This window comes from Janthinobacterium sp. LM6, from assembly GCF_002002885.1.
Classification (GTDB): Bacteria; Pseudomonadota; Gammaproteobacteria; order Burkholderiales; family Burkholderiaceae_D; genus Janthinobacterium; species Janthinobacterium kumbetense.
Genome location: NZ_CP019510.1, coordinates 5,380,257 through 5,398,385, shown reverse-complemented (window position 1 = coordinate 5,398,385; position 18,129 = coordinate 5,380,257). Strand labels below are relative to the sequence as shown.

17 protein-coding genes and 1 other RNA gene are annotated in these 18,129 nt (G+C 63.6%); 6 read left to right on the top strand and 12 right to left on the bottom strand.

The annotated features are described in order from the left end of the window. Positions 1–119 precede the first annotated feature (119 nt). The 7 genes from BZG29_RS23715 to BZG29_RS23680 form a co-directional block, all read right to left on the bottom strand. Positions 120–473, bottom strand: coding sequence for a DUF3325 domain-containing protein (locus tag BZG29_RS23715; RefSeq protein WP_077408084.1), 354 nt, complete (start codon positions 471–473; stop codon positions 120–122). Next, positions 473–2,095 carry a PepSY domain-containing protein gene (locus tag BZG29_RS23710; protein ID WP_077408082.1) on the bottom strand — a complete coding sequence of 541 codons (1,623 nt, stop codon included), beginning with the start codon at positions 2,093–2,095 and terminating at the stop codon, positions 473–475. Before BZG29_RS23710 ends, BZG29_RS23715 begins: the two co-directional genes overlap by 1 nt. Continuing rightward, positions 2,092–2,427 carry a DUF3649 domain-containing protein gene (locus tag BZG29_RS23705; protein ID WP_150131036.1) on the bottom strand — a complete coding sequence of 112 codons (336 nt, stop codon included), beginning with the start codon at positions 2,425–2,427 and terminating at the stop codon, positions 2,092–2,094. The genes BZG29_RS23710 and BZG29_RS23705 overlap by 4 nt, the downstream gene beginning before the upstream one ends. Positions 2,428–2,429: 2 nt before the next feature. After that, the gene (locus BZG29_RS23700; protein ID WP_077408080.1) at positions 2,430–3,176 is read right to left on the bottom strand and encodes a DUF4198 domain-containing protein; all 747 of its coding nucleotides are present in this window, start codon (positions 3,174–3,176) and stop codon (positions 2,430–2,432) included. Positions 3,177–3,551: 375 nt separating this feature from the next. Further along, positions 3,552–5,948, bottom strand: coding sequence for a TonB-dependent receptor (locus tag BZG29_RS23690; protein ID WP_150131035.1), 2,397 nt, complete (start codon positions 5,946–5,948; stop codon positions 3,552–3,554). A gap of 87 nt (positions 5,949–6,035) precedes the next feature. Continuing rightward, positions 6,036–7,154, bottom strand: a complete 1,119-nt coding sequence (locus BZG29_RS23685; RefSeq protein WP_150131034.1) for a FecR domain-containing protein — start codon at positions 7,152–7,154, stop codon at positions 6,036–6,038. Next, the gene (locus tag BZG29_RS23680) at positions 7,154–7,639 is read right to left on the bottom strand and encodes a sigma-70 family RNA polymerase sigma factor (RefSeq protein ID WP_171985095.1); all 486 of its coding nucleotides are present in this window, start codon (positions 7,637–7,639) and stop codon (positions 7,154–7,156) included. The genes BZG29_RS23685 and BZG29_RS23680 overlap by 1 nt, the downstream gene beginning before the upstream one ends. Before the next feature lie 168 nt (positions 7,640–7,807). On the opposite strand from BZG29_RS23680, the gene BZG29_RS23675 reads away from it, so the two are divergent. Next, positions 7,808–9,439: an alpha-D-glucose phosphate-specific phosphoglucomutase gene (locus BZG29_RS23675; RefSeq protein ID WP_077408071.1), complete on the top strand. Its 1,632-nt coding sequence runs from the start codon at positions 7,808–7,810 to the stop codon at positions 9,437–9,439. Positions 9,440–9,484: 45 nt separating this feature from the next. On the opposite strand, the gene BZG29_RS23670 is transcribed toward BZG29_RS23675, so the two are convergent. The 3 genes from BZG29_RS23670 to BZG29_RS23660 all read right to left on the bottom strand — a co-directional run bounded on the left by BZG29_RS23670 (position 9,485) and on the right by BZG29_RS23660 (position 12,266). After that, entirely contained in the window at positions 9,485–11,059 is a 1,575-nt protein-coding gene (locus BZG29_RS23670; RefSeq protein ID WP_077408069.1) for an oligopeptide:H+ symporter, read from the bottom strand. Positions 11,060–11,141: 82 nt separating this feature from the next. Continuing rightward, positions 11,142–11,699 (bottom strand): GNAT family N-acetyltransferase, encoded by a 558-nt coding sequence (locus BZG29_RS23665; RefSeq protein ID WP_077408067.1) that lies wholly within the window; start codon positions 11,697–11,699, stop codon positions 11,142–11,144. 93 nt (positions 11,700–11,792) lie between these two features. After that, entirely contained in the window at positions 11,793–12,266 is a 474-nt protein-coding gene (locus BZG29_RS23660) for a hypothetical protein (RefSeq protein WP_253192685.1), read from the bottom strand. 321 nt (positions 12,267–12,587) lie between these two features. Here BZG29_RS23660 and BZG29_RS23655 point away from each other — a divergent pair, with 321 nt between their 5' ends. Beyond that, positions 12,588–13,682, top strand: coding sequence for a hypothetical protein (locus tag BZG29_RS23655; protein WP_150131033.1), 1,095 nt, complete (start codon positions 12,588–12,590; stop codon positions 13,680–13,682). A gap of 144 nt (positions 13,683–13,826) precedes the next feature. Here the strand turns inward: BZG29_RS23655 and groL are convergent, their stop codons facing one another. Next, positions 13,827–15,476 (bottom strand): chaperonin GroEL, encoded by a 1,650-nt coding sequence (gene groL / locus BZG29_RS23650; protein ID WP_034786546.1) that lies wholly within the window; start codon positions 15,474–15,476, stop codon positions 13,827–13,829. Between the two features lie 50 nt (positions 15,477–15,526). Continuing rightward, on the bottom strand, positions 15,527–15,817 hold the full coding sequence (gene groES / locus BZG29_RS23645) for a co-chaperone GroES (RefSeq protein ID WP_010400979.1): 291 nt from the start codon (positions 15,815–15,817) through the stop codon (positions 15,527–15,529). A gap of 536 nt (positions 15,818–16,353) precedes the next feature. Here groES and BZG29_RS23640 point away from each other — a divergent pair. The 4 genes from BZG29_RS23640 (at position 16,354) to ssrS (ending at position 18,063) form a co-directional block, all read left to right on the top strand. After that, entirely contained in the window at positions 16,354–17,100 is a 747-nt protein-coding gene (locus BZG29_RS23640) for a hypothetical protein (RefSeq protein WP_077408063.1), read from the top strand. A 129-nt stretch (positions 17,101–17,229) separates the two neighbouring features. Beyond that, positions 17,230–17,520, top strand: coding sequence for a DUF904 domain-containing protein (locus BZG29_RS23635; protein WP_306558416.1), 291 nt, complete (start codon positions 17,230–17,232; stop codon positions 17,518–17,520). Further along, positions 17,520–17,831, top strand: coding sequence for a cell division protein ZapA (locus tag BZG29_RS23630; RefSeq protein ID WP_034747344.1), 312 nt, complete (start codon positions 17,520–17,522; stop codon positions 17,829–17,831). The genes BZG29_RS23635 and BZG29_RS23630 overlap by 1 nt, the downstream gene beginning before the upstream one ends. 54 nt (positions 17,832–17,885) lie before the next feature. Beyond that, positions 17,886–18,063, top strand: a non-coding RNA gene (gene ssrS / locus BZG29_RS23625) — 6S RNA. Positions 18,064–18,129 lie beyond the last annotated feature (66 nt).

The window sequence follows — 18,129 nt, the reverse complement described above, 5'->3', positions numbered from 1 at the left end:
AGGGAAAACCTTAATGCAAATAAGAATTATTCTCATTTTAGCGCGCCGGGCGTGGCGGCGCAATGCGCTGTTGCTGCGCCGCCACGCATGACCGTCGCGTGGCGGCGCAGCCAGTCCCGCTACAACACGGCCAGCGCGATGGCGGCCAGCACGGCCGCGCCGCCGATGAGGCGCGCCAGGCGCATGGCCTGGTGCGGCGCGTAGGGCAGCAGCCAGATCAGCAGCAAGCCGCAGCCCGTCAGGCTGCCGACCCAGTAGACGAGGCCGTAGCCGCCGCCGGCGATGTGCATGGCCCAGGCCAGGCCGGCAGTCAGCGCCAGCGACCCCGTCCACTGCAGGCGGCGGCGCAGCGGCGCGGGCGGTTCGGCGCCGCGTCCGTGCAGGTCGGCGTAGTGGCGGTCCATCGCCAGGCACAGCGAGGACAGGCCTGCGTAGCACAAGGCAAAGACGAGGAAATCGGCTAACAGCTCCATCACGCGGCCTCCATCGTCTGCGCCGGTTTCACCGGTGCCGCCTTGGCTGCCTTCACGGGCAGCGGTTTCAATTTGAACGCCGCATACGCGAGGCCCAGGCCCAGCACCAGCACCACCAGGTCGAAGGCGGCCACAGCCACAGGGCCGCGGCCCAGGAACAGTGTCACGCCCAGGTGCGATTCGGTGGTGAAGACGTTCAGCACGGGCAGCGACGCCAGCAGAAAGGCGCCGGCGGCCAGTTGCATGCGCCACATGGCGCGCGACGGGCGCAGCTGGGCGATGATGGCGGCCAGGGCCCAGGCGCCGAAGAAGCAGGCGATTTCTTCTTTCGCCCGGTCTTCCATCGTCACCGACAGCAGGCGGTTGGCCCAGAAGTAGGCGCCGAAGGCGATCGGGATGCCCGCAATGGCGCCGATGTTGAGCGCTTCCACCAGGCGCAGGCCGAAGCTGGCGCGCTTGCCGGCGGCCAGCGCCTTGGCCTGCTTCTGGCGCGTCTTGACGGCCCACAGCAGGGCGCCCGTGGCGACCATGGCGCAGCCGGCCAGGCCGGAGAGGAAGAACAGCGCGCGCAGCAGCGGGCCGCCGAAATGCGCGATGTGCAAGCCATACATGACGCCGTGCGTGGCGGCCGCGCCGGGCAGCGCGTCGCCGTCGGTGGCCAGCAGCTTGCCGGACACGCCATCGAATTCCAGCGACGGCTGCTTCGACGACATGTCGCGTCCGGACGCGCGCGACAGCGTGATGGTGGCGTTGGCGTCGCCCGGGTGGTTGACGGAGATGCGCTCGACCTTGCCGCCGCCCCAGTGCTGTTCCGCCTGGCGCACCAGGGGCGCGAACGGCGTCAGCGGCGCGGCCACGCCGGCCGGCTTACTGTCGCCCGAACGGCCGGGGAAGGCTTCGGCGAAGAAGGCGTCCTGGTCGCCCTTGTAAGCGGCCGTGGCGCCGGACGGCATGTACAGGAACATCAACGTGACCAGGCCCGTGTAGGTGATCATGATGTGGTAGGGCAGGGCCAGCACGGCCGTCACGTTGTGCGCGTCCAGCCACGAGCGCTGGCCCTTCTTCGGCCGGAAGGTAAACAAATCCTTGAAGATGCGCTTGTGCGTGACGATGCCGCTAATGATGGAGACGAACATGAACATGGCGCAGAAACCCACGATCCAGCGGGCCCAGATGGCCGGCATGTAATGCAGGTCGAAGTGCAGGCGGTAGAGGAATTCGCCGCCCCGCGTCTCGCGCGGCTTCGATAGCACTTCGCCCGTGGCCGGGTCGGCCTTTTCGCTATGAAAATTGCCACGCCGTCCGCGCTTCTTTTCGCCCGGTTGCGACGGTTTGCTCCAGCCCAGCTGGGTAGCGGGATTGCGCTCGCCGGGCAGGCTGATGAACCAGCGCGTGGCGCCCGTGGCCCGCTCCTGCATCGCCTGTTGCGCGACGGTGGCCGCTTCTTCCGTCGTCACGTCGCTGGCGGCGGCGCCATGCAGTTCGGGCTGCATCCACACGGTGATTTCATTGCGGTAGTAGCTGGCCGTGCCGGCGCAGAACACCAGCAGCAAGATCCAGCAGACGAGCAGGCCGGACCAGGTGTGCAGCCATGCCATCGACTGGCGGAAACCTTCTTTCATGCGAGACTCCAGGATAGTGCGTCCATCGATTGCAGGATGGCGGCGATGACGGCGGCGGGGATCGCGAGGCCCAGCCAGGCGCGCAGGGCGCTGCGCGTGGCGAAGACCCACATCACGGCGCAGGTATAGATGGCAAACGACAGCAGGGTGGCCGTCATGACGGCTTCGGAGCGGGCCATGGGCAGGCTCACCGACAGCAGCATGGTGACCAGCGCGGCCAGCACGTAGCCGCCGACGATGGCCGCCGCGCTGCGCGAAGCCACGCCGAGGCGGTAGACGGCCCCGGCGGAGAGCCGCAGGCGCGGCATTTTAATGATGGCTGGCGCTGGCATGGTCAGTCGTGATCCTTGCTCGGTGGCAGGGCCGGACCGGCCGGCAGCGGCGTCACGCCTTGCGGCTGCACCAGGCTCAGGGTGGTCACGAACATGGCCTTGTCATACGCTTGCGCGCCGCGCTGGCCGGCCGTCTTGTCCGTGTGCTGCACTTCCAGCACATACGTGCCTTTCCATGGCAGCGGGAAGCTGACCAGGCCTTGCGCATCGCTCCACGCTTCCTTGCCCCAGCCCGACTGCACCACGGCGTTGACCTTGGCTTGCGCCAGCGGCTTGCCCAGGTAGCTGACCTGGAACTGGCCTGGTTTGCCGGTCGGCACCAGGTCCAGGGTCAGCGCTTGTGCTTGCGCCTTGCCGTCGGCGACCAGGCGCGCGGCCGGGACCCACACGGTGCGCGTGGCCTTGCCATCCTTCTTCTCTTCCCACGACGGGTAGTTGTCTTCCTCGACGATGATGCTTTCGCCGGCGCCCACCTTGCCGTTCAGGATGAACGCGCCGGCCGTCTTGCTCGCCAGCAACGGCTGCGCGCCCTTGGCGGACACCCATGTCGCGTTCTTGATGCTGAACTTGTCCAGCAGTCCGGGCGAGGCTTCGCGCAGGTTGTCGCCGAATTCGCCGAAGTACACGCTGGCCGCCTTGCCGTCCTGCTGCAGCCAGATCTGGTGCGCGCTGGCCGTGCCGGAAACGAGGGTCGCGCCCAGCAGGGCGGCGGCGAGGGCGCCGAGGCGCGCGATGGAAGTGAGGTGCATGGTGTATGCCTTAGTTGGTGGTGAGAAACGTGGTTGTCGCAGCGGTGCAACGTACCGGAAAGTGGCGGCGACAGCGCCGGCCAGCGAACGTGCTCGCGCCATGAAACGACCTTTTTCGTTATTGATACGGGAAGGCTTGCTTGGCGGGGATGCCTGGCTGGCGCAGCGTGTCATCCAGCTGCGCATCAGCCACGCCGTCCTGGCCGGTCGATGGCAGGCGGGAATGCGGGATGCGGACTCCGAACGGAATCCAAATGTGAATGAGAACTATTCTTATTATAGTGTGAGGTTGCGAGACATGCAAGAGTGCGATGTTGTAAACGAGCACGGCCACCGCAGTGACGCGGTGGCCGTGCAAGCGCGCAAGCGCGGGCTTTACAGCTGGCCGCGCAGGGTCAGCATGGCATTGCGTGGTTCGCCATAGAAGTTGGAACCATACGCGGCCCACACGCGCGTGTAGTATTTTTTGTCGAACAGGTTGTTCACCGTCAACGACAGCTCCAGCGTGGGGCTGAGGCGGTAGCCCGCCTGCAAGCCCACCGTGGTGACGGGGCCCTGTTCGAATTTCACGGGCCCGTTCAGGCGGTACATGCTGCTGACGCTGCGCAAGCCGCCGCCCACGCTGATCTTGTCGAGCGCGCCGGCGAGCCGGTAATTGGACCACAGGTTGAAGTTGTGGCGAGGCGCGATGAAGGAATACAGTTGCGCTTTCTGGTCATCGCTGCCTTCGAGGGTGCGCGTGCTGGTGTAGGAATAGCCGCTCGTGATGTTCCAGCCCGGCAGGGGGCTGCCGCTCAGCTCGGCTTCCAGGCCCTGGCTGCGCATCTTGCCGGCGCCGATGGAAAACAGCGGGTTGGCCGGATCGGGCATGTCGCGGTTCTCGTCTTCCATGCGGAACAGGGCCGCATGCGCATTGACGTTCTTGTCGAACAGTTCCGCCTTCAAGCCCAGTTCGAATTGCTGGCCCGTGCGCGGCTTCAGGGTTTGGCCGGCTGCGTCCGTGGTGGTCTGGGGCGAGAAGATGCGCGTGTAGCTGCCGTAGGCCGACACCTGCTTGTCGAGCTCATAGACCAGGCCCGCGTACGGCGTGAACTTGGCCTTGATGGTGTTGCTGACGTCGGTGAACTGGTTGAAATACGTATTGCGGTTGACGGCATGGTTGTCCCAGTGCGTCAGGCGCCCGCCCAGGTTGACGGCCAGCCGGTCCGTTGCCTGCAGGCGGGTGCGCGCGTACAGGCCGAACTGTTTGGTGCGGTTGTCATTACCGTCAGTAAAAGTGTAGCTGGGCTGGGGGATATTGTTATCCGGATGGTAGATGTTGATCGGGGTGACCTTGCCGCCGCCGTAGCGGAAATTCTTGTGCACCTGGCGGTAGTCGGTGCCCACGATCAGGTCGTGGCTGCGGCCGAACGCCTGGAAGGGCGTGGCCAGGAAAGCATCGAGTCCCTGCGTCTTCCAGTGGCTGCGGTAGCTCCAGGTTTTCAGGCAGCTGTCGCCCGTGACAGGGTCTGCCGAACAATCGGACCAGCCGAAATGGCGCGATGGTTCGTCCTGTTCGCGGGACAGGGCGGTCACCTTGAACTGGCCGCCGTTGTCCAGCTTGTGATCGAGTTCGGCAAAATATTCCGTGACCTTTTCCGTGATGTGGTTCCAGGCCGGGTCCAGGTAGGTCGAGCGGGGTACGTCCAGCAGGCGCCCGTCTTCATAGGCGGGCAGGCCGAAGGCGGGACGGCCCTTGTATTCCTGCCAGGTGACGCCGCCCGTCAGCACGGTGCCCGGCGCCAGGTCGATGGCGACGGTGCCGTACAGCAGCGGTTTTTCCGCATACACGTGGTCGACGAAGGAGCGCCGGTGTTCATACGCGGCCACCAGGCGGCCGCGCACCTTGCCGTCCGCGCTCAGGGGGCCAGTGACGTCCGCTTCCGCATAATAGCGGTCCCAGGAACCCGCGCTGAGCACACCGCTGGCGGCGAAGGTGTCGCGCGCCCGCTTGCGCACCAGGTTGATGGTGCCGCCCGGGTCGCCCGCGCCCTGGAACAGGCCGGCGGGGCCGCGCAGCACTTCCACGCGGTCATAGATGGCCAGGCCGTAGCCGGCCGACAGGTCGTTGCCCGTGCTGGCGGGCGTCATCACGCCATCGACCTGTACCGCGTCGAGCGCATGGCCGCGCGAGTAAAAATTGCCGTGGTTGCCGCCCGTGCTGCTCGCTTCGACGGTGATGCCCGTCACGCCGCGCATGGCGTCGTCCAGGTTCAGCAAATTCTGGTCGTTCAGCTGCTGGCGCGTCAGCACGGAGACGGACTGGGGAATGTCGCGCAGGCTTTGCCGGCCCTTGCCGATGCTCACCGCTTGCGCCGCATACGACTTCGTCAGCTCGGTATCGATGGTCGCGTCCTGGCGCGCGCTGACGGTGATTTCCGCCAGGGTCGCCACTTTGCCCGTGGCGGCGGGCGCGGGGCGGATGATGACGCTGTTGCCGTCGATGCTGGCGGCCAGGCCGCTGCCGGCCAGCAGGCGCTCCAGGCTGTCGGCCACGCTCAGGGTGCCGCTGACGGCGGGCGCCGTCTTGCCGGCCACCAGTTCCGGCGCAAACAGCAGTTGCAGATTGGCTTGCCGCGCCAGCTCATTCAGGGCTTGCCCCAGCGGTTGGGCGGCGATGGCCAGTTTGACGGGGGACAAGGTTTGCGCCTGTGCCAGGGGGATGTTGCCCAAGGCCAGCATGGCGGCCAGGGCGAGGGGAGCGGGTGTCAGATTGAGGCGGGGGGACCACATGTTGCATTTCTCCAGGTTAATTTATTGTCGATTAACTTGGTAGACGCGGCAGCGGAGAAAACCCTCACCTGCGAATGCGAATTATTTTCATTTGTTTTTTTGCAGGTGCATGGCCGGCGCCTGCGCGGCGGCTTTCGGCGCCATGCGGATCTCGCTGACGGCGCCATCGCGTACGACGTGTACGGGCAAGAGCTGCGGCAGGGCGGCGGCGAAACGGTCCAGCTGGGTCAGGTTGAAGCTGCCGCCGATGCGCAGCCTGGCGACGGCGGGATCGCGCACGACGAAGCCCGTGTCGCCATAGCGTTCGAACTCGGCCAGCGCCGCGCCCAGCGGCACATTGTCGAAGGTGATCCTGCCGTCGCGCCACGACGCCACGCTGCCCGGGGCCAGGCTGGCGATGGCCGACAGGCGGCCGCCGGCATCGCTGCTGACGCCCTGGCCGGCCGTCAGGTCGACCTGCTCTTGCCGCCTACCCGCCACGCGCACCTGGCCATGCTGCACGGCCACGCGCAACTGGCCGTCCTGGGCCAGGGTGTTGCGTACGGCAAACTGCGTGCCCACCACCGTCACCGTCAAGGGGCCGCTGAGCACGTCGAAGGGCTGGCCCTGTCTGCTTTGCACCTGGAACAGCGCTTCGCCGTGCGCCAGGCGCACTTCGCGGCGCTGGCGGTACAGGGTGACGTGCAGTTGCGTGGCCGTATCGAGCTGCATCAGGCTGCCGTCGGGCAGGGCGACGGCCAGGCGCTGGCCCCGCGCCGTGGCATACGACTGGCTGAACACGGCTTGCTGCTGCCACCACTGGTAGCCGCCCACGCCCACGCCGAGCAGCAGCATGGCGGCGGCCGCATACGGCAGCGCGCGCAGGGAGCGCAGGGAGCGCAGAAACGGGCGGCGGGGCAATGGCGCCGCCGCCGCCGGGGGCACCGCCCAGCGCGCGGCGACCTGCGCGGGAATCTTGCGCGCTGCGCGGCGGGTCTGCTGCAGCTGCGCATACGCTTGCGCGTGCAGCGCATCGGCCGCCAGCCAGGCGGCAAACTCCGACTGGCCCTGTGCATCGAGGTTGCCGCGCCGGCTGAACCAGGTGGCGGCCGCCAGCGCCACGCCATCTTGCGTGGCGGCAAAGTCGGCGTACTCGTGCAAGTCCGCCTGCTCCTGGGCAGAGGGGCCGAAATCATGGCGGGGCGGGTGGGCGGTCATGGGCGCCATTATGTGGCTTCCCGCAAAGAATGCAACTGCGCCTGGCAACTGAGCATGCCGCGCGCAATATGTTTTTCCACCATGCTCACGGAAATGCCCATGCGCGCGGCGATTTGCGCGTGCGGCAATTCCTCGAACACGTGCAGCACGAAGGCGTCGCGGCAGCGGGGCGGCAAGGCGTCGATGGCGGCCACGCAGGCTTGCCAGTCCTGGCTGCTTTCCAGCGCCTGCTCCGGCTGCAGATGACGGGGGGCGGCCGGATGCGCGGCCTCCGGCAGGGCATCGAGCTCCTCGTGCTGGCGCAAGGCGGCGCGGCGGTGCTGGTCGATCAGCAGATTGCGCGCCGTGCGGTACAGCAGCGCGCGCGGTTCGCGCACGGCCGCTTCGCCCAGCACGCGCGCATAGCTTTCCTGCACCAGGTCGGCAGCGGCCTCGCGGTTGCGCAAGCTGCGCCAGCAAAAGTTCAACAGTTCTTGGTAATAGCGTGCAACCACGGCGTCCGATGTATGAGTCCGCAGCCAGGAATGCCGCATTTGAGAATGATTCTCATTATATGTCATGCCGGGATGTGGCGCTAAGCGGCTTGGCGCACCGTGGCAGATGTACAACGCTTTGCCGCTTGCCTGGCATGCGTTAACATGGGAAGTTAATATGGAGGCAAGATGGCTATACAAATCATCAATACGGCGCCGATAGCTGGCCAGCGGCCCGGCACTTCGGGCTTGCGCAAGAAGGTGGCTGTCTTCAGCGCACCGCAATACCTGGAAAACTTCGTGCAGAGCGTTTTTGACACGCTGGGCGACTGCCGTGGCCAGACCCTGGTACTGGGCGGCGACGGCCGCTATTACAACCGCGCGGCTATCCAGACGGTGCTGCGCATGGCGGCCGCGCACGGCTACGCGCGCGTGCTGCTGGGGCAAGGCGGCATCCTGTCGACGCCGGCCGTCAGCTGCGTCATCCGCAAGCATGGCGCCAGCGGCGGCCTGATCCTGTCGGCCAGCCATAATCCGGGCGGCCCCGATGGCGATTTCGGCATCAAGTACAACATCGCGAACGGCGGCCCGGCGCCCGAGAAGGTCACGGAAGCCATGTTTGCGCGCACGCAAACGATCAGCGAATACCGCATCAGCGACGCGGCCGACATCGACCTCGACGCCCTGGGCACTGTGCGCATCGAGCAGATGACGGTCGAAGTGATCGACCCGGTGCTCGATTACGCGGAACTGATGCAGCAGCTGTTCGACTTCGACGCCATCCGCGCCCTGTTCGCGGGCGGCTTGCGCATCTGCTTCGACGGCATGCACGCCGTTTCCGGACCGTATGCGACGGCCATCCTGGAAGGCATGCTGGGCGCGCCCAAGGGCAGCGTCATCAACGGCGTGCCCCTGGAAGATTTCGGCGGCGGCCACCCGGACCCGAATCCTGTCAACGCGCAGGAATTGATCGCCATCATGGCGGCCGACGATGGGCCCGACTTCGGCGCCGCCTCGGATGGCGACGGCGACCGCAACATGATCGTCGGCCGCCGCTTCGACGTGACGCCCTCGGACAGCCTGGCCATCCTGGCCGCCAACGCCACCGTGGCGCCCGGCTACCGCGCCGGGCTGAAAGGCATCGCCCGCTCCATGCCCACGTCGGGCGCGGCCGACCGGGTCGCTGGCGCGCTGGGCATACCGTGCTACGAGACGCCAACGGGCTGGAAATTCTTCGGCACCCTGCTCGACGCCGGCATGGCCACCCTGTGCGGCGAAGAGAGCTACGGCACGGGCTCGAACCACGTGCGCGAAAAGGATGGCCTGTGGGCTGTGCTGTTCTGGCTCAACCTGCTGGCGGAGAAAAAACAATCGGTGGAAGAGATCGTGCGCGCCCACTGGACGGCCCTTGGCCGCAATTACTATTCGCGCCACGATTACGAAGACATCGACAGCGCTGGCGCGGCGCAGCTGATGCAGGCCGTGCGCGACCAGCTGGCCGCCTTGCCGGGCCAGGTGCTGGGTGGCTACACGGTGGCGCTGGCCGACGATTTCAGCTACACGGACCCCGTTGACGGTTCGGTGGCGACGCAGCAGGGCATCCGCATCATCATGACGGACGGCGCGCGCATCGTGCTGCGCCTGTCCGGCACGGGCACCGAGGGCGCCACCCTGCGCCTGTACCTGGAGCGTTATGCAGCCGATCCGGCGCAGCATGACTTGCCGACCCAGCAAGCGCTGGCGGGGCTGATCGCCGTGGCGGAAACAGTGGCGCAGATCCGCGCCCGCACGGGGCGCGATGGGCCGACGGTGACGACGTAAAAAAGGGCGCCCGAGGGCGCCCTTTTGCGTTACATCAAACCGGCATCACGCTTTCGCCGGGATGACTGCCTGGCGGTAGTTGTCCACCATCTTGTAGCGCTTCGCATACAGGCCGAAGGCCAGCATGGCGACGGCGGCGAAGGCGGCGAAGAAGAACATCTGGAAAGCCGTCACGCTGATGCCGCTCTCGGCGATCTTGCCGATCACGCCTTCGTTCATGACGCTGCGGTTGACGATCAGCACCCACAGGTTGCCCACCGTGGTCGACAAGTTCCAGAAGCTCATGATGGCGCCCTTCATGGACACGGGGGCCTGGCTGTACGCAAACTCCAGGCCCGTCGCCGAGACCAGCACTTCGCCGAACGTCAGCAGGGCGTACGGCAGGATCTGCCACATGATGGAGACGGCATTACCGCTGTCGAGGGCCAGCTGCAGCAGACCGATGACGATCCACGCCAGCGAGGAAAAGCCGATACCGGCCGTCATGCGGCGCAGGGCCGTCGCTTCCAGGCCGAAGCGGTTCAGCATCGGGTACAGCACCAGGTTGTTGAACGGGATCAAGAGCATCACCAGCATCGGGTTCAGCGCCTGCATCTGCGCCGGCAGGAACCAGCTTGGTTTTTCCATGGTGTTCGCCTGCACGATCCACGTCGAGGCCTTCTGGTCGAACAGCGAGAAGAACGGCGTGACGAGGGCGAAGATGACGAGGATGCGCAGCACGGCGCGCACGCCTTCGACGGCTTCGTCCGGGTGGATGCCGCGTGCGCGTTCCAGCTGCATGGCCGTGCCGATGCTGCCGAAGGCCAGCAGCAATACCAGCGCGGTACACGCGGCAATCACGAAGCCCCATTCGGGAATGCTGTAGAACGCATACAGGGCGCCGATCACGCCGACGTAGGCCACGTACAGGCCGGGACGCGAACCGCCGTCGACGCGCGCCAGCAGGGCCGTGCGGGCCACGCGGGTGAACGAATCGGGATTCGGCGGCGCCGGTGGCACGTGCACGTATTTCTTGGCGCCCATCCAGAAGACGATGGTGGCGGCCAGCATCATCAGGCCGGGGATGCCGAAGGCGATCGACGGACCGAAGTCGCGCAGGAACATCGGCATCAGCAGCGACGCGAAGAAGGAGCCGAAGTTGATGATCCAGTAGAACAGGTCGAATACCAGCTTGGCCTTGTGCTTGTTGGTCTGGTCGAACTGGTCGCCGACAAACGAGGCGACAAGGGGCTTGATGCCGCCGGAACCGAAGGCGATCAGGAACAGGCCGAAATAGAAGCCGTTGACGCTGTTTTCAAACAGGGCCAGGCAGGCATGGCCGGCGCAATACACGAGGCTGAGCCAGAAGATGGTGTTGTACTTGCCAAAGAAGCGGTCGGCCAGCCAGCCGCCCAGCAGCGGGAAGAAATACACGCCGATGACGAAGGTGTGGAAGACGTGCTTGGCTTCGCCCGTGCGCTGGTCGATCGGGATCATCAGCAGCAGGGTGCTGATGAGGAATGGCGTCAGGATGTTGCGCATGCCATAGAAGCTGAAGCGTTCGCAGCCTTCGTTGGCGATGATGTACGGTATTTGCCGCGGCATTTTGCCCGTGGCGGTTTGTGTCTCGGCCGATGACATTGGCTCTCCCCCAAGTTTTTTTTGTAAGCCGCGATGCTAAGGCCTGCCGCGTTTGCTTGCAACAGAAAAAACGGCCTGTCCGCTATTTCGCAGAGATTTGTAAGGTATTGATTTTCATAAAGACACTACTTTCGGCACTTGCGCGCGCCGGGCGGGGCAGCCACAGCTGCATTTGCAGCATGCCATCCGGTGCGGGACAGTCTTCCAGGGTAAAACCGCAACCGAGGTACAGGGTCAATGCCGCGTGGTTGTCCTGCGCCACGGCCAGGCGCACGCGGCCCAGTTCGGGAATGGCGCAGGCATGGGCGATGGCGGCCTGCACCAGTTGCCGTCCCGCGCCGCGCCCGCGCGCCTGCGGCGCCACGTACACGCCCCACAGGCTGGCCTTGTCATGCACGACGGCAATCGGTTCGCGGCGCAGGCCGGCCAGCGCGATCAATTGTTCTGCGTTGAAAGCGCCAAATATTATTTGGTGGGAAGTGGCGCGCAAGCGCTGGGCTATCTGTGCCAGCGGCAAGCCGCTTTCCGCCGCATGCGTGGTGCAGAAGACGGCGGGCAGTTCGGCGATGCCGGCCAGGCGCAGCGCGCGGTAGGCGGCAACGTCGTCTGGCGCGAGGGGACGGACAGTGATGGCAGGCATGTGGGCGAGTATCGGGCTTCGATGCCAGAAAGTAAAGCCTGCGCTGCAAGGCAAGCGCCCCTGGCCATCGTGCCCGCAGCCGGCGCAGGGGCGTTACTGCGTGGCGACGCGCTGCATGGGCGCGTTGTCCTTGCGCCATTGTTCCAGGCTGATCAAGTCGCCGCTGACGATGTCGTCGACGAGGATGCGCTTGCCGTCGGGCGTGACGACGAAACTCTCCCAGCGGTGCGCCGCGTCGGGCGTGCTTTCGAAAAAGCTCAGCTGATAGCAGGCGACGCCATCGACGAGGCGCGTCTCGGGCGACGTTTCCATCACGGCGCCATGGGCGCGGCCGCCCGACGCCTTTTCGATATGCGCCGACCAGGCCTTGATTTCCGGCAAAGCCATCAAGGCATCGACGGCGCGCGCGTTCTGCTCCGGCGCCGCCTGGCTGCTCGCGGCCGGGGCCTGATCACCGTGCGGCGCGGGCTGCTGGTGCAGGTAGAACGCGCCGAGTCCGGCGGCCAGCAAGCCGGCCAGGATGCCGGCGATGATGGTGGTTTTGGAAGAGGAGGCGCGTGGCGGCATGATGGTGGACGTGAGAAAGAAGGACGATGGCGGCCATGCTAAAGCAAAACGTGCAGGTGGGCAATTGCCGGGGCAGGTAAGCAGCTGTTCACGGGGCGGGTACCGCATCCAGGGCTGGTCGCTCCTGCCTTCGGTTTGCCTTTGATCTGTTATTAAAAAACATAGCCCCATGAAATTTCTAAATTGAATCAATTCATGCTTGTATGAAATTGCTTATGTGCTAACTTTGGTGCAGACGTCCTGTTGCAGGCTGTCTGTTGCGCTGGCGAGGCACGGAATGTCCGGGTTTGGGTTCAGCACATCAACGTCCACGGAGAAACGATGAACATGATCAAACGTACGGCGCTGCTTATTGCGTCATGTTTTCTGGCCGCGTGCGCAAGCACGGGCAAGCAGTTTCCAACGCTCCATGAATCGGCGCATACTGCTGCCGGCGCTGTGGAAAAGACCCTGTCGACCGCTGAGGCGCTTGCCATGCTGCGCCAGATATCCAAGCATGCCGACATGGCCGAAGCAGTTTACCGGCGTGATCTTGATGTGTCGGAGCGCCGGGAGCGCGCCTGCGATTATGTTACCGCCACGGACGCGCCCCCCTTGCGCAGCGGCTTGCCCGATGGGTGGTTTCGGCTGAACCAGCAACTTATCAGGAAACTGGGCATGCAGCCGGCGGGGGAACAAGGTCGCCCGCTGCAACCTTGCCGTGGCGCCAGGGGCTTGCAATATGAGACTTACATCAGGCTGGACGCGTCGGGCCGCCCGCTGGAGGCGGTGCTGGCCTTTCGCGGTACGGAAAATACCAGGTATGAGTGGCGCAGCGACTGGATCGCCAACTTCAGCAACGTCGATTTTGGAGTAGGCGCCAATCCCCAGTTTAGCGAGGCCCGTATAGAAGGGGGCCGCCTGATCGAAGCGCTGGTGCGGGTGTTGCCGAAGACGACATCGTCGCCTGTCTGCAAGGCAGCCAAGGACAGGTCCGAGGGCGTGCAAGCGCCCATCGACCTGGTAGGCCACTCGCTGGGAGGGGGCTTGGCGCAACATCTGGCGTATAGCAGCAAGGCGTGCGATGTGCGCGCAACGATTGCCTTTGATCCCAGCCCGGCAACCGGCTGGTTCTTCTTGCACTGGCGCGAGTGCGTGGTGACGACGGATCCGAATATCTACCGTGTGTATCTTGATGGCGAGGCGCTGTCGTTTGTCCGCAAGGTATCGACCAAATTCAATCAAACGCGTGATCACCGGCGCGACATCCGCATGACTTTTCCCGACGTTGATGTCGGGGCATTCGGGCGGCATAGCATGACGTTGCTGGCTACCGGTATCAAATATGCCGCGAACAGCCTGCCGCCCGATGATATGGAGAAGCGCATTGATTATGCATCGGCCATCGTGTATCCGGAGAGCCTCGGCCATAACTGAGGGGGCGCCAGGCGAAAAAAAGCCACCTTCCGTAGAAGGTGGCTTTCGGGGCCGCCGGGAGGCGCTGGCAGCTTTTGGTCTGCCAGCCCTGTCCCTGCGTATGCGGCCGGTCGCGCCGTCGCCTGCGCGACTGGCCGCCGGACATTACATCATGCCGTCCATGCCGCCCATGCCGCCCATGCCACCCATGCCGCCGCCCATGCCGCCGCCTGCCTTGTCGTCAGCGATTTCGCAGACCATGCAGTCGGTTGTCAGCATCAGCGAAGCGATCGAAGCGGCGTTTTGCAGCGCCGAACGGGTCACTTTGGCTGGGTCCAGGACGCCCATTTCAACCATGTCGCCATACGTGCCGTTGGCAGCGTTGTAGCCGTAGTTGCCCGAGCCAGCCAGGACGGCTGCCACGACGACCGAAGCTTCTTCGCCGGCGTTTTGCACGATCATGCGCAGTGGCTCTTCCATTGCGCGCAGGACGATCTTGATACCAGCGTCTTGATCAGGATTGTCGCCCTTGACCGTGATGTTGGCGCGTGCGCGCAGCAGGGCTACGCCGCCGCCTGGCACGATGCCTTCTTCCACGGCAGCGCGCGTTGCGTGCAGAGCATCTTCAACGCGGGCTTTTTTCTCTTTCATTTCGACTTCGGTGGCTGCGCCAACCTTGATCACGGCAACGCCGCCAGCCAGTTTGGCGACGCGCTCTTGCAGTTTTTCACGGTCGTAGTCCGAGGTCGCTTCTTCGATCTGTACGCGCACTTGTTTCACGCGTGCTTCGATCGAGGCAGCTTCGCCGGCGCCATCGATAACGATGGTGTTTTCCTTGCCCACTTCGATGCGTTTTGCCTGGCCCAGTTCGGCCAGGGTCACTTTTTCCAGGGTCAGGCCGACTTCTTCAGCGATCACCTGGCCGCCGGTCAGGACAGCGATGTCTTCCAGCATGGCTTTGCGGCGGTCGCCGAAGCCAGGGGCTTTCACTGCGCAAGTTTTCAGGATGCCGCGGATGTTGTTCACAACCAGGGTCGCCAGCGCTTCGCCTTCGATGTCTTCCGCGATGATCAGCAGTGGACGGCCAGCTTTTGCGACTTGTTCCAGTACCGGCAGCAGGTCACGGATGTTCGAGATTTTCTTGTCGCACAGCAGGACGAATGGGCTGTCCAGTACGGCAACTTGTTTCTCTGGGTTGTTGATGAAGTATGGCGACAGGTAGCCGCGGTCGAACTGCATGCCTTCAACGATGTCCAGCTCGTCGTTCAGCGACTTGCCGTCTTCTACGGTGATGACGCCTTCTTTGCCGACTTTTTCCATCGCTTCAGCGATACGCTCGCCGATCGAGTAGTCCGAGTTGGCCGAGATCGCGCCAACCTGGGCGATTTCCTTGGTCGTGGTGCAAGGACGGGCGATTTTCGCCAGTTCTTCGACGGTCGCAGCAACAGCCTTGTCGATACCGCGCTTCAGGTCCATCGGGTTCATGCCGGCGGCAACGAACTTCATGCCTTCGCGCACGATGGCTTGTGCCAGCACGGTTGCGGTGGTGGTGCCGTCGCCGGCGTTGTCGCTGGTGCGGGAAGCAACTTCCTTGACCATTTGCGCGCCCATGTTCATGAGCTTGTCTTTGAGTTCAACTTCTTTCGCTACCGAAACACCATCCTTGGTGACGGTAGGGGCGCCGAACGAGCGCTCCAGGACCACGTTGCGGCCTTTCGGGCCCAGCGTTACTTTGACTGCGTTGGCGAGGATGTTGACGCCTTCGACCATCTTGGCGCGCGCTGCGTCGCCGAATACTACTTCTTTAGCTGCCATGTTCAATTCTCCTGAGTTTCGGGATGTATCTGTCTACAACGTGGAAACAATTACTTGACGACGATCGCCATGATGTCTTCTTCGCGCATGACCAGCAGCTCATCGCCGTCAACTTTGACGGTTTGGCCGGCGTACTTGCCGAACAGGACGCGGTCGCCCACTTTGACATCCAGAGGACGGACTTTGCCGTCGTCGAGAATCTTGCCATTGCCTACGGCAAGGACTTCGCCTTGATCCGGTTTTTCAGCAGCTGCATCAGGAATGATGAGGCCGGACGCAGTTTTGGTTTCCTGGTCGAGGCGTTTGACGATGACGCGATCGTTCAATGGGCGCAGATTCATACAAAACTCCTTAAAGTTCAATGGATAAATGTTGCTAAATGAATACATTCCTGGCGCAGCGCCAGGCCTGCTTTCAGTGACCGCCGTTGAAAGCAGCCCGCAACGGTCAAGCAAACCCCATGGCATCGGGTGCGTGCCGGCGCTGGGCAGTGGTGGCATCGCGGCGTCGCCCGCCGCGTAGCGTTCCCTGCTGTTGTCCGGCATACACCATCATGTCCTGAGGATTGCTACGAAAGAGTTTGTTAGCACTCTCTACTAACGAGTGCTAATTATAGGGACGCTAAGGGTCAACTTCAAGGGCTTATTCAAAGGGAACATATAGATAGATGCTGAGCAGAGCCTGCATCTACACAGGGTTTGCGCCAGCACAAGCCTCGTTCCCGGGCGTCAGCAACAGGCGCGACTCTAGCATGTCGTTCGGAGAGGGGGTGTTCCTGTACGCACAGGAAACAGAGTTTGACTATGAAATTTGATAAGATGATTGCAATTGCATATCAATATCGCCACATATCACCGCTCGCGCCAGAAAGAACACCATGCCATTCCCGCTTTCCCGCCCCGCCCTGCGCCTGCTGGGCGCCGCCCTCGTCGGCCTCGCCTGCCTGGGCAATGCCGCCGCGCAAACGCCCACCATCGTCGACGAAATCACCGTGGCGGCCCTGACCCCGCTGGAGAAGGAAATGCTGCTCAATGACTTGTTCAACGACTTGAACAAGGATGACGACGACCAGGAAGCGCATGTGTGGGACAACGGCGGCGACCGCGGCGTGCTGGTGAAAGTCACGTATAACTTCAGCAACTCCGGCATGACGGAACACAGCCTGAAGGCGCACGTCTGCCGCGACCTGAAATTCGTCGTCACGGCGGGCGACAAGTCGCAAGACCTGAGCCGCCGCACCTGTTCGCAGAACAGCGGCCGTTGGGATGTGCAGGGCAAGGACCCGGCGCCCGTCGTATATCGGCCTTTCCTGTCCGACGTGACGGTCGCCAAGCTGAATGCGAAGGAAAAACAAGCCTTGCTGACGGCCGCCGTGCGCACCTTGAAGGATGAAGAGGATGGCAAGACGCGTCAGTGGAGCAACAAGGGCTTGGGCAATGCGGCACCGCTGGCAGTGCGCCTGACGCCCTCGGGGACGGACGCCAAACCTGGCAGCTACCACCGTACTTGCCGCGACTTGACGATGGTGCTTGACGGCAAGGGCGGACAACAGACGCTGGTGCGCCGCTCTTGCGAAAACCGCTATGGCGGTCTCGATATCGAACCCGATTACGTCGACGAGTAAAACGCTGCCATCGCGGCGCCGGCGGATGCGTGCAGATGGCGAAAAGCGCCGGAAAAAGTGTGTATTGTCCGCCAACTGCCCTGCATTGATGTAAATATGTGTGACAGCGGCGTGATTCGATTGACGCCCATGGAGCGTCCGCCCTATAGTGGCGGGATGATTTCCGAATTCAACGAATTATCCGACAAAATAGGCCTGCTGGCCGAAATGACCCATGCGCTGCGCCGTGAAAACGCGCAATTGCGCAAGGACAATGCCGCGCTGGCCGCCGACAACGCCCTGTATGTGCAACGCATGCGCGAGGCGCAGGAGCGGGTGGAAGCGTTGCTGGAAAAAATTCCCGAACTGGTGCAAGCTGGCCTGGAGCAAGCCGCTTCGGAAGCGGGCGCCTATATTGCCGAGAACGAGAAGGAAGCGTAATGCCGCGTGTCGATGTCAATATCATGGGCCAGTCCTACAGCATGGTGTGTCGCGATGGCGAAGAGCGCGCGCTGCGCGAAGCGGCGATCTATCTCGATAGCAAAATGAAAGCCATCCGCGACGCGGGCAAGGTCAAGGGCAACGACCGCATCGCCGTGCTGGCCGCCCTGGGCGTGGCCGCGGAATTCCTCTCCGTGAAGTCGCCGCAAGGTCCGCTGTCGGAATTGACGATACTGGAAGTGAAGCAGAAAATCTCGGCCATGCACACGGTTCTGGATAGCGCACTGACGCCCCAGGAAAACCTTTTTTAAGCGGACACGCTACGATTTGTCTTTGCGATGCGCGATCAAAGGAGTAAACTTGGGTCTACCCTGCGGTGTTCGCGATTGCCATATATTCCTTGAACCATTTATGCGCATCGGTTGCGAATTTTGTTTGATGGGAGTGAGCGTCGCTCGTTCGACGAACCCGAAATTGAACTAACGTGACCACCTTGAACCGTTTGGTTCGGGATGCCGGCATAGCGGCACAGGCGGGGCCCAATTTGCAGTACAAAGAAAACGGTTGCAGCATCATGCTCAACCGTTTTTTTACGCCTGTTGCTTTGAC

Excerpts from the sequence above, each read along its gene's own strand:
- groES (WP_010400979.1), bottom strand. The coding sequence starts at position 15,817 with ATGAATCTGCGCCCATTGAACGATCGCGTCATCGTCAAACGCCTCGAC.
- BZG29_RS23640 (WP_077408063.1), top strand. The coding sequence starts at position 16,354 with ATGCCATTCCCGCTTTCCCGCCCCGCCCTGCGCCTGCTGGGCGCCGCC.
- BZG29_RS23630 (WP_034747344.1), top strand. The coding sequence starts at position 17,520 with ATGCCGCGTGTCGATGTCAATATCATGGGCCAGTCCTACAGCATGGTG.
- BZG29_RS23685 (WP_150131034.1), bottom strand. The coding sequence starts at position 7,154 with ATGGCGCCCATGACCGCCCACCCGCCCCGCCATGATTTCGGCCCCTCT.
- BZG29_RS23690 (WP_150131035.1), bottom strand. The coding sequence starts at position 5,948 with ATGTGGTCCCCCCGCCTCAATCTGACACCCGCTCCCCTCGCCCTGGCC.
- groL (WP_034786546.1), bottom strand. The coding sequence starts at position 15,476 with ATGGCAGCTAAAGAAGTAGTATTCGGCGACGCAGCGCGCGCCAAGATG.
- BZG29_RS23635 (WP_306558416.1), top strand. The coding sequence starts at position 17,230 with ATGGAGCGTCCGCCCTATAGTGGCGGGATGATTTCCGAATTCAACGAA.
- BZG29_RS23655 (WP_150131033.1), top strand. The coding sequence starts at position 12,588 with ATGAACATGATCAAACGTACGGCGCTGCTTATTGCGTCATGTTTTCTG.
- BZG29_RS23705 (WP_150131036.1), bottom strand. The coding sequence starts at position 2,427 with ATGCCAGCGCCAGCCATCATTAAAATGCCGCGCCTGCGGCTCTCCGCC.
- BZG29_RS23710 (WP_077408082.1), bottom strand. The coding sequence starts at position 2,095 with ATGAAAGAAGGTTTCCGCCAGTCGATGGCATGGCTGCACACCTGGTCC.
- BZG29_RS23665 (WP_077408067.1), bottom strand. The coding sequence starts at position 11,699 with ATGCCTGCCATCACTGTCCGTCCCCTCGCGCCAGACGACGTTGCCGCC.
- BZG29_RS23670 (WP_077408069.1), bottom strand. The coding sequence starts at position 11,059 with ATGTCATCGGCCGAGACACAAACCGCCACGGGCAAAATGCCGCGGCAA.
- BZG29_RS23715 (WP_077408084.1), bottom strand. The coding sequence starts at position 473 with ATGGAGCTGTTAGCCGATTTCCTCGTCTTTGCCTTGTGCTACGCAGGC.
- BZG29_RS23675 (WP_077408071.1), top strand. The coding sequence starts at position 7,808 with ATGGCTATACAAATCATCAATACGGCGCCGATAGCTGGCCAGCGGCCC.
- BZG29_RS23700 (WP_077408080.1), bottom strand. The coding sequence starts at position 3,176 with ATGCACCTCACTTCCATCGCGCGCCTCGGCGCCCTCGCCGCCGCCCTG.
- BZG29_RS23660 (WP_253192685.1), bottom strand. The coding sequence starts at position 12,266 with ATGCCGCCACGCGCCTCCTCTTCCAAAACCACCATCATCGCCGGCATC.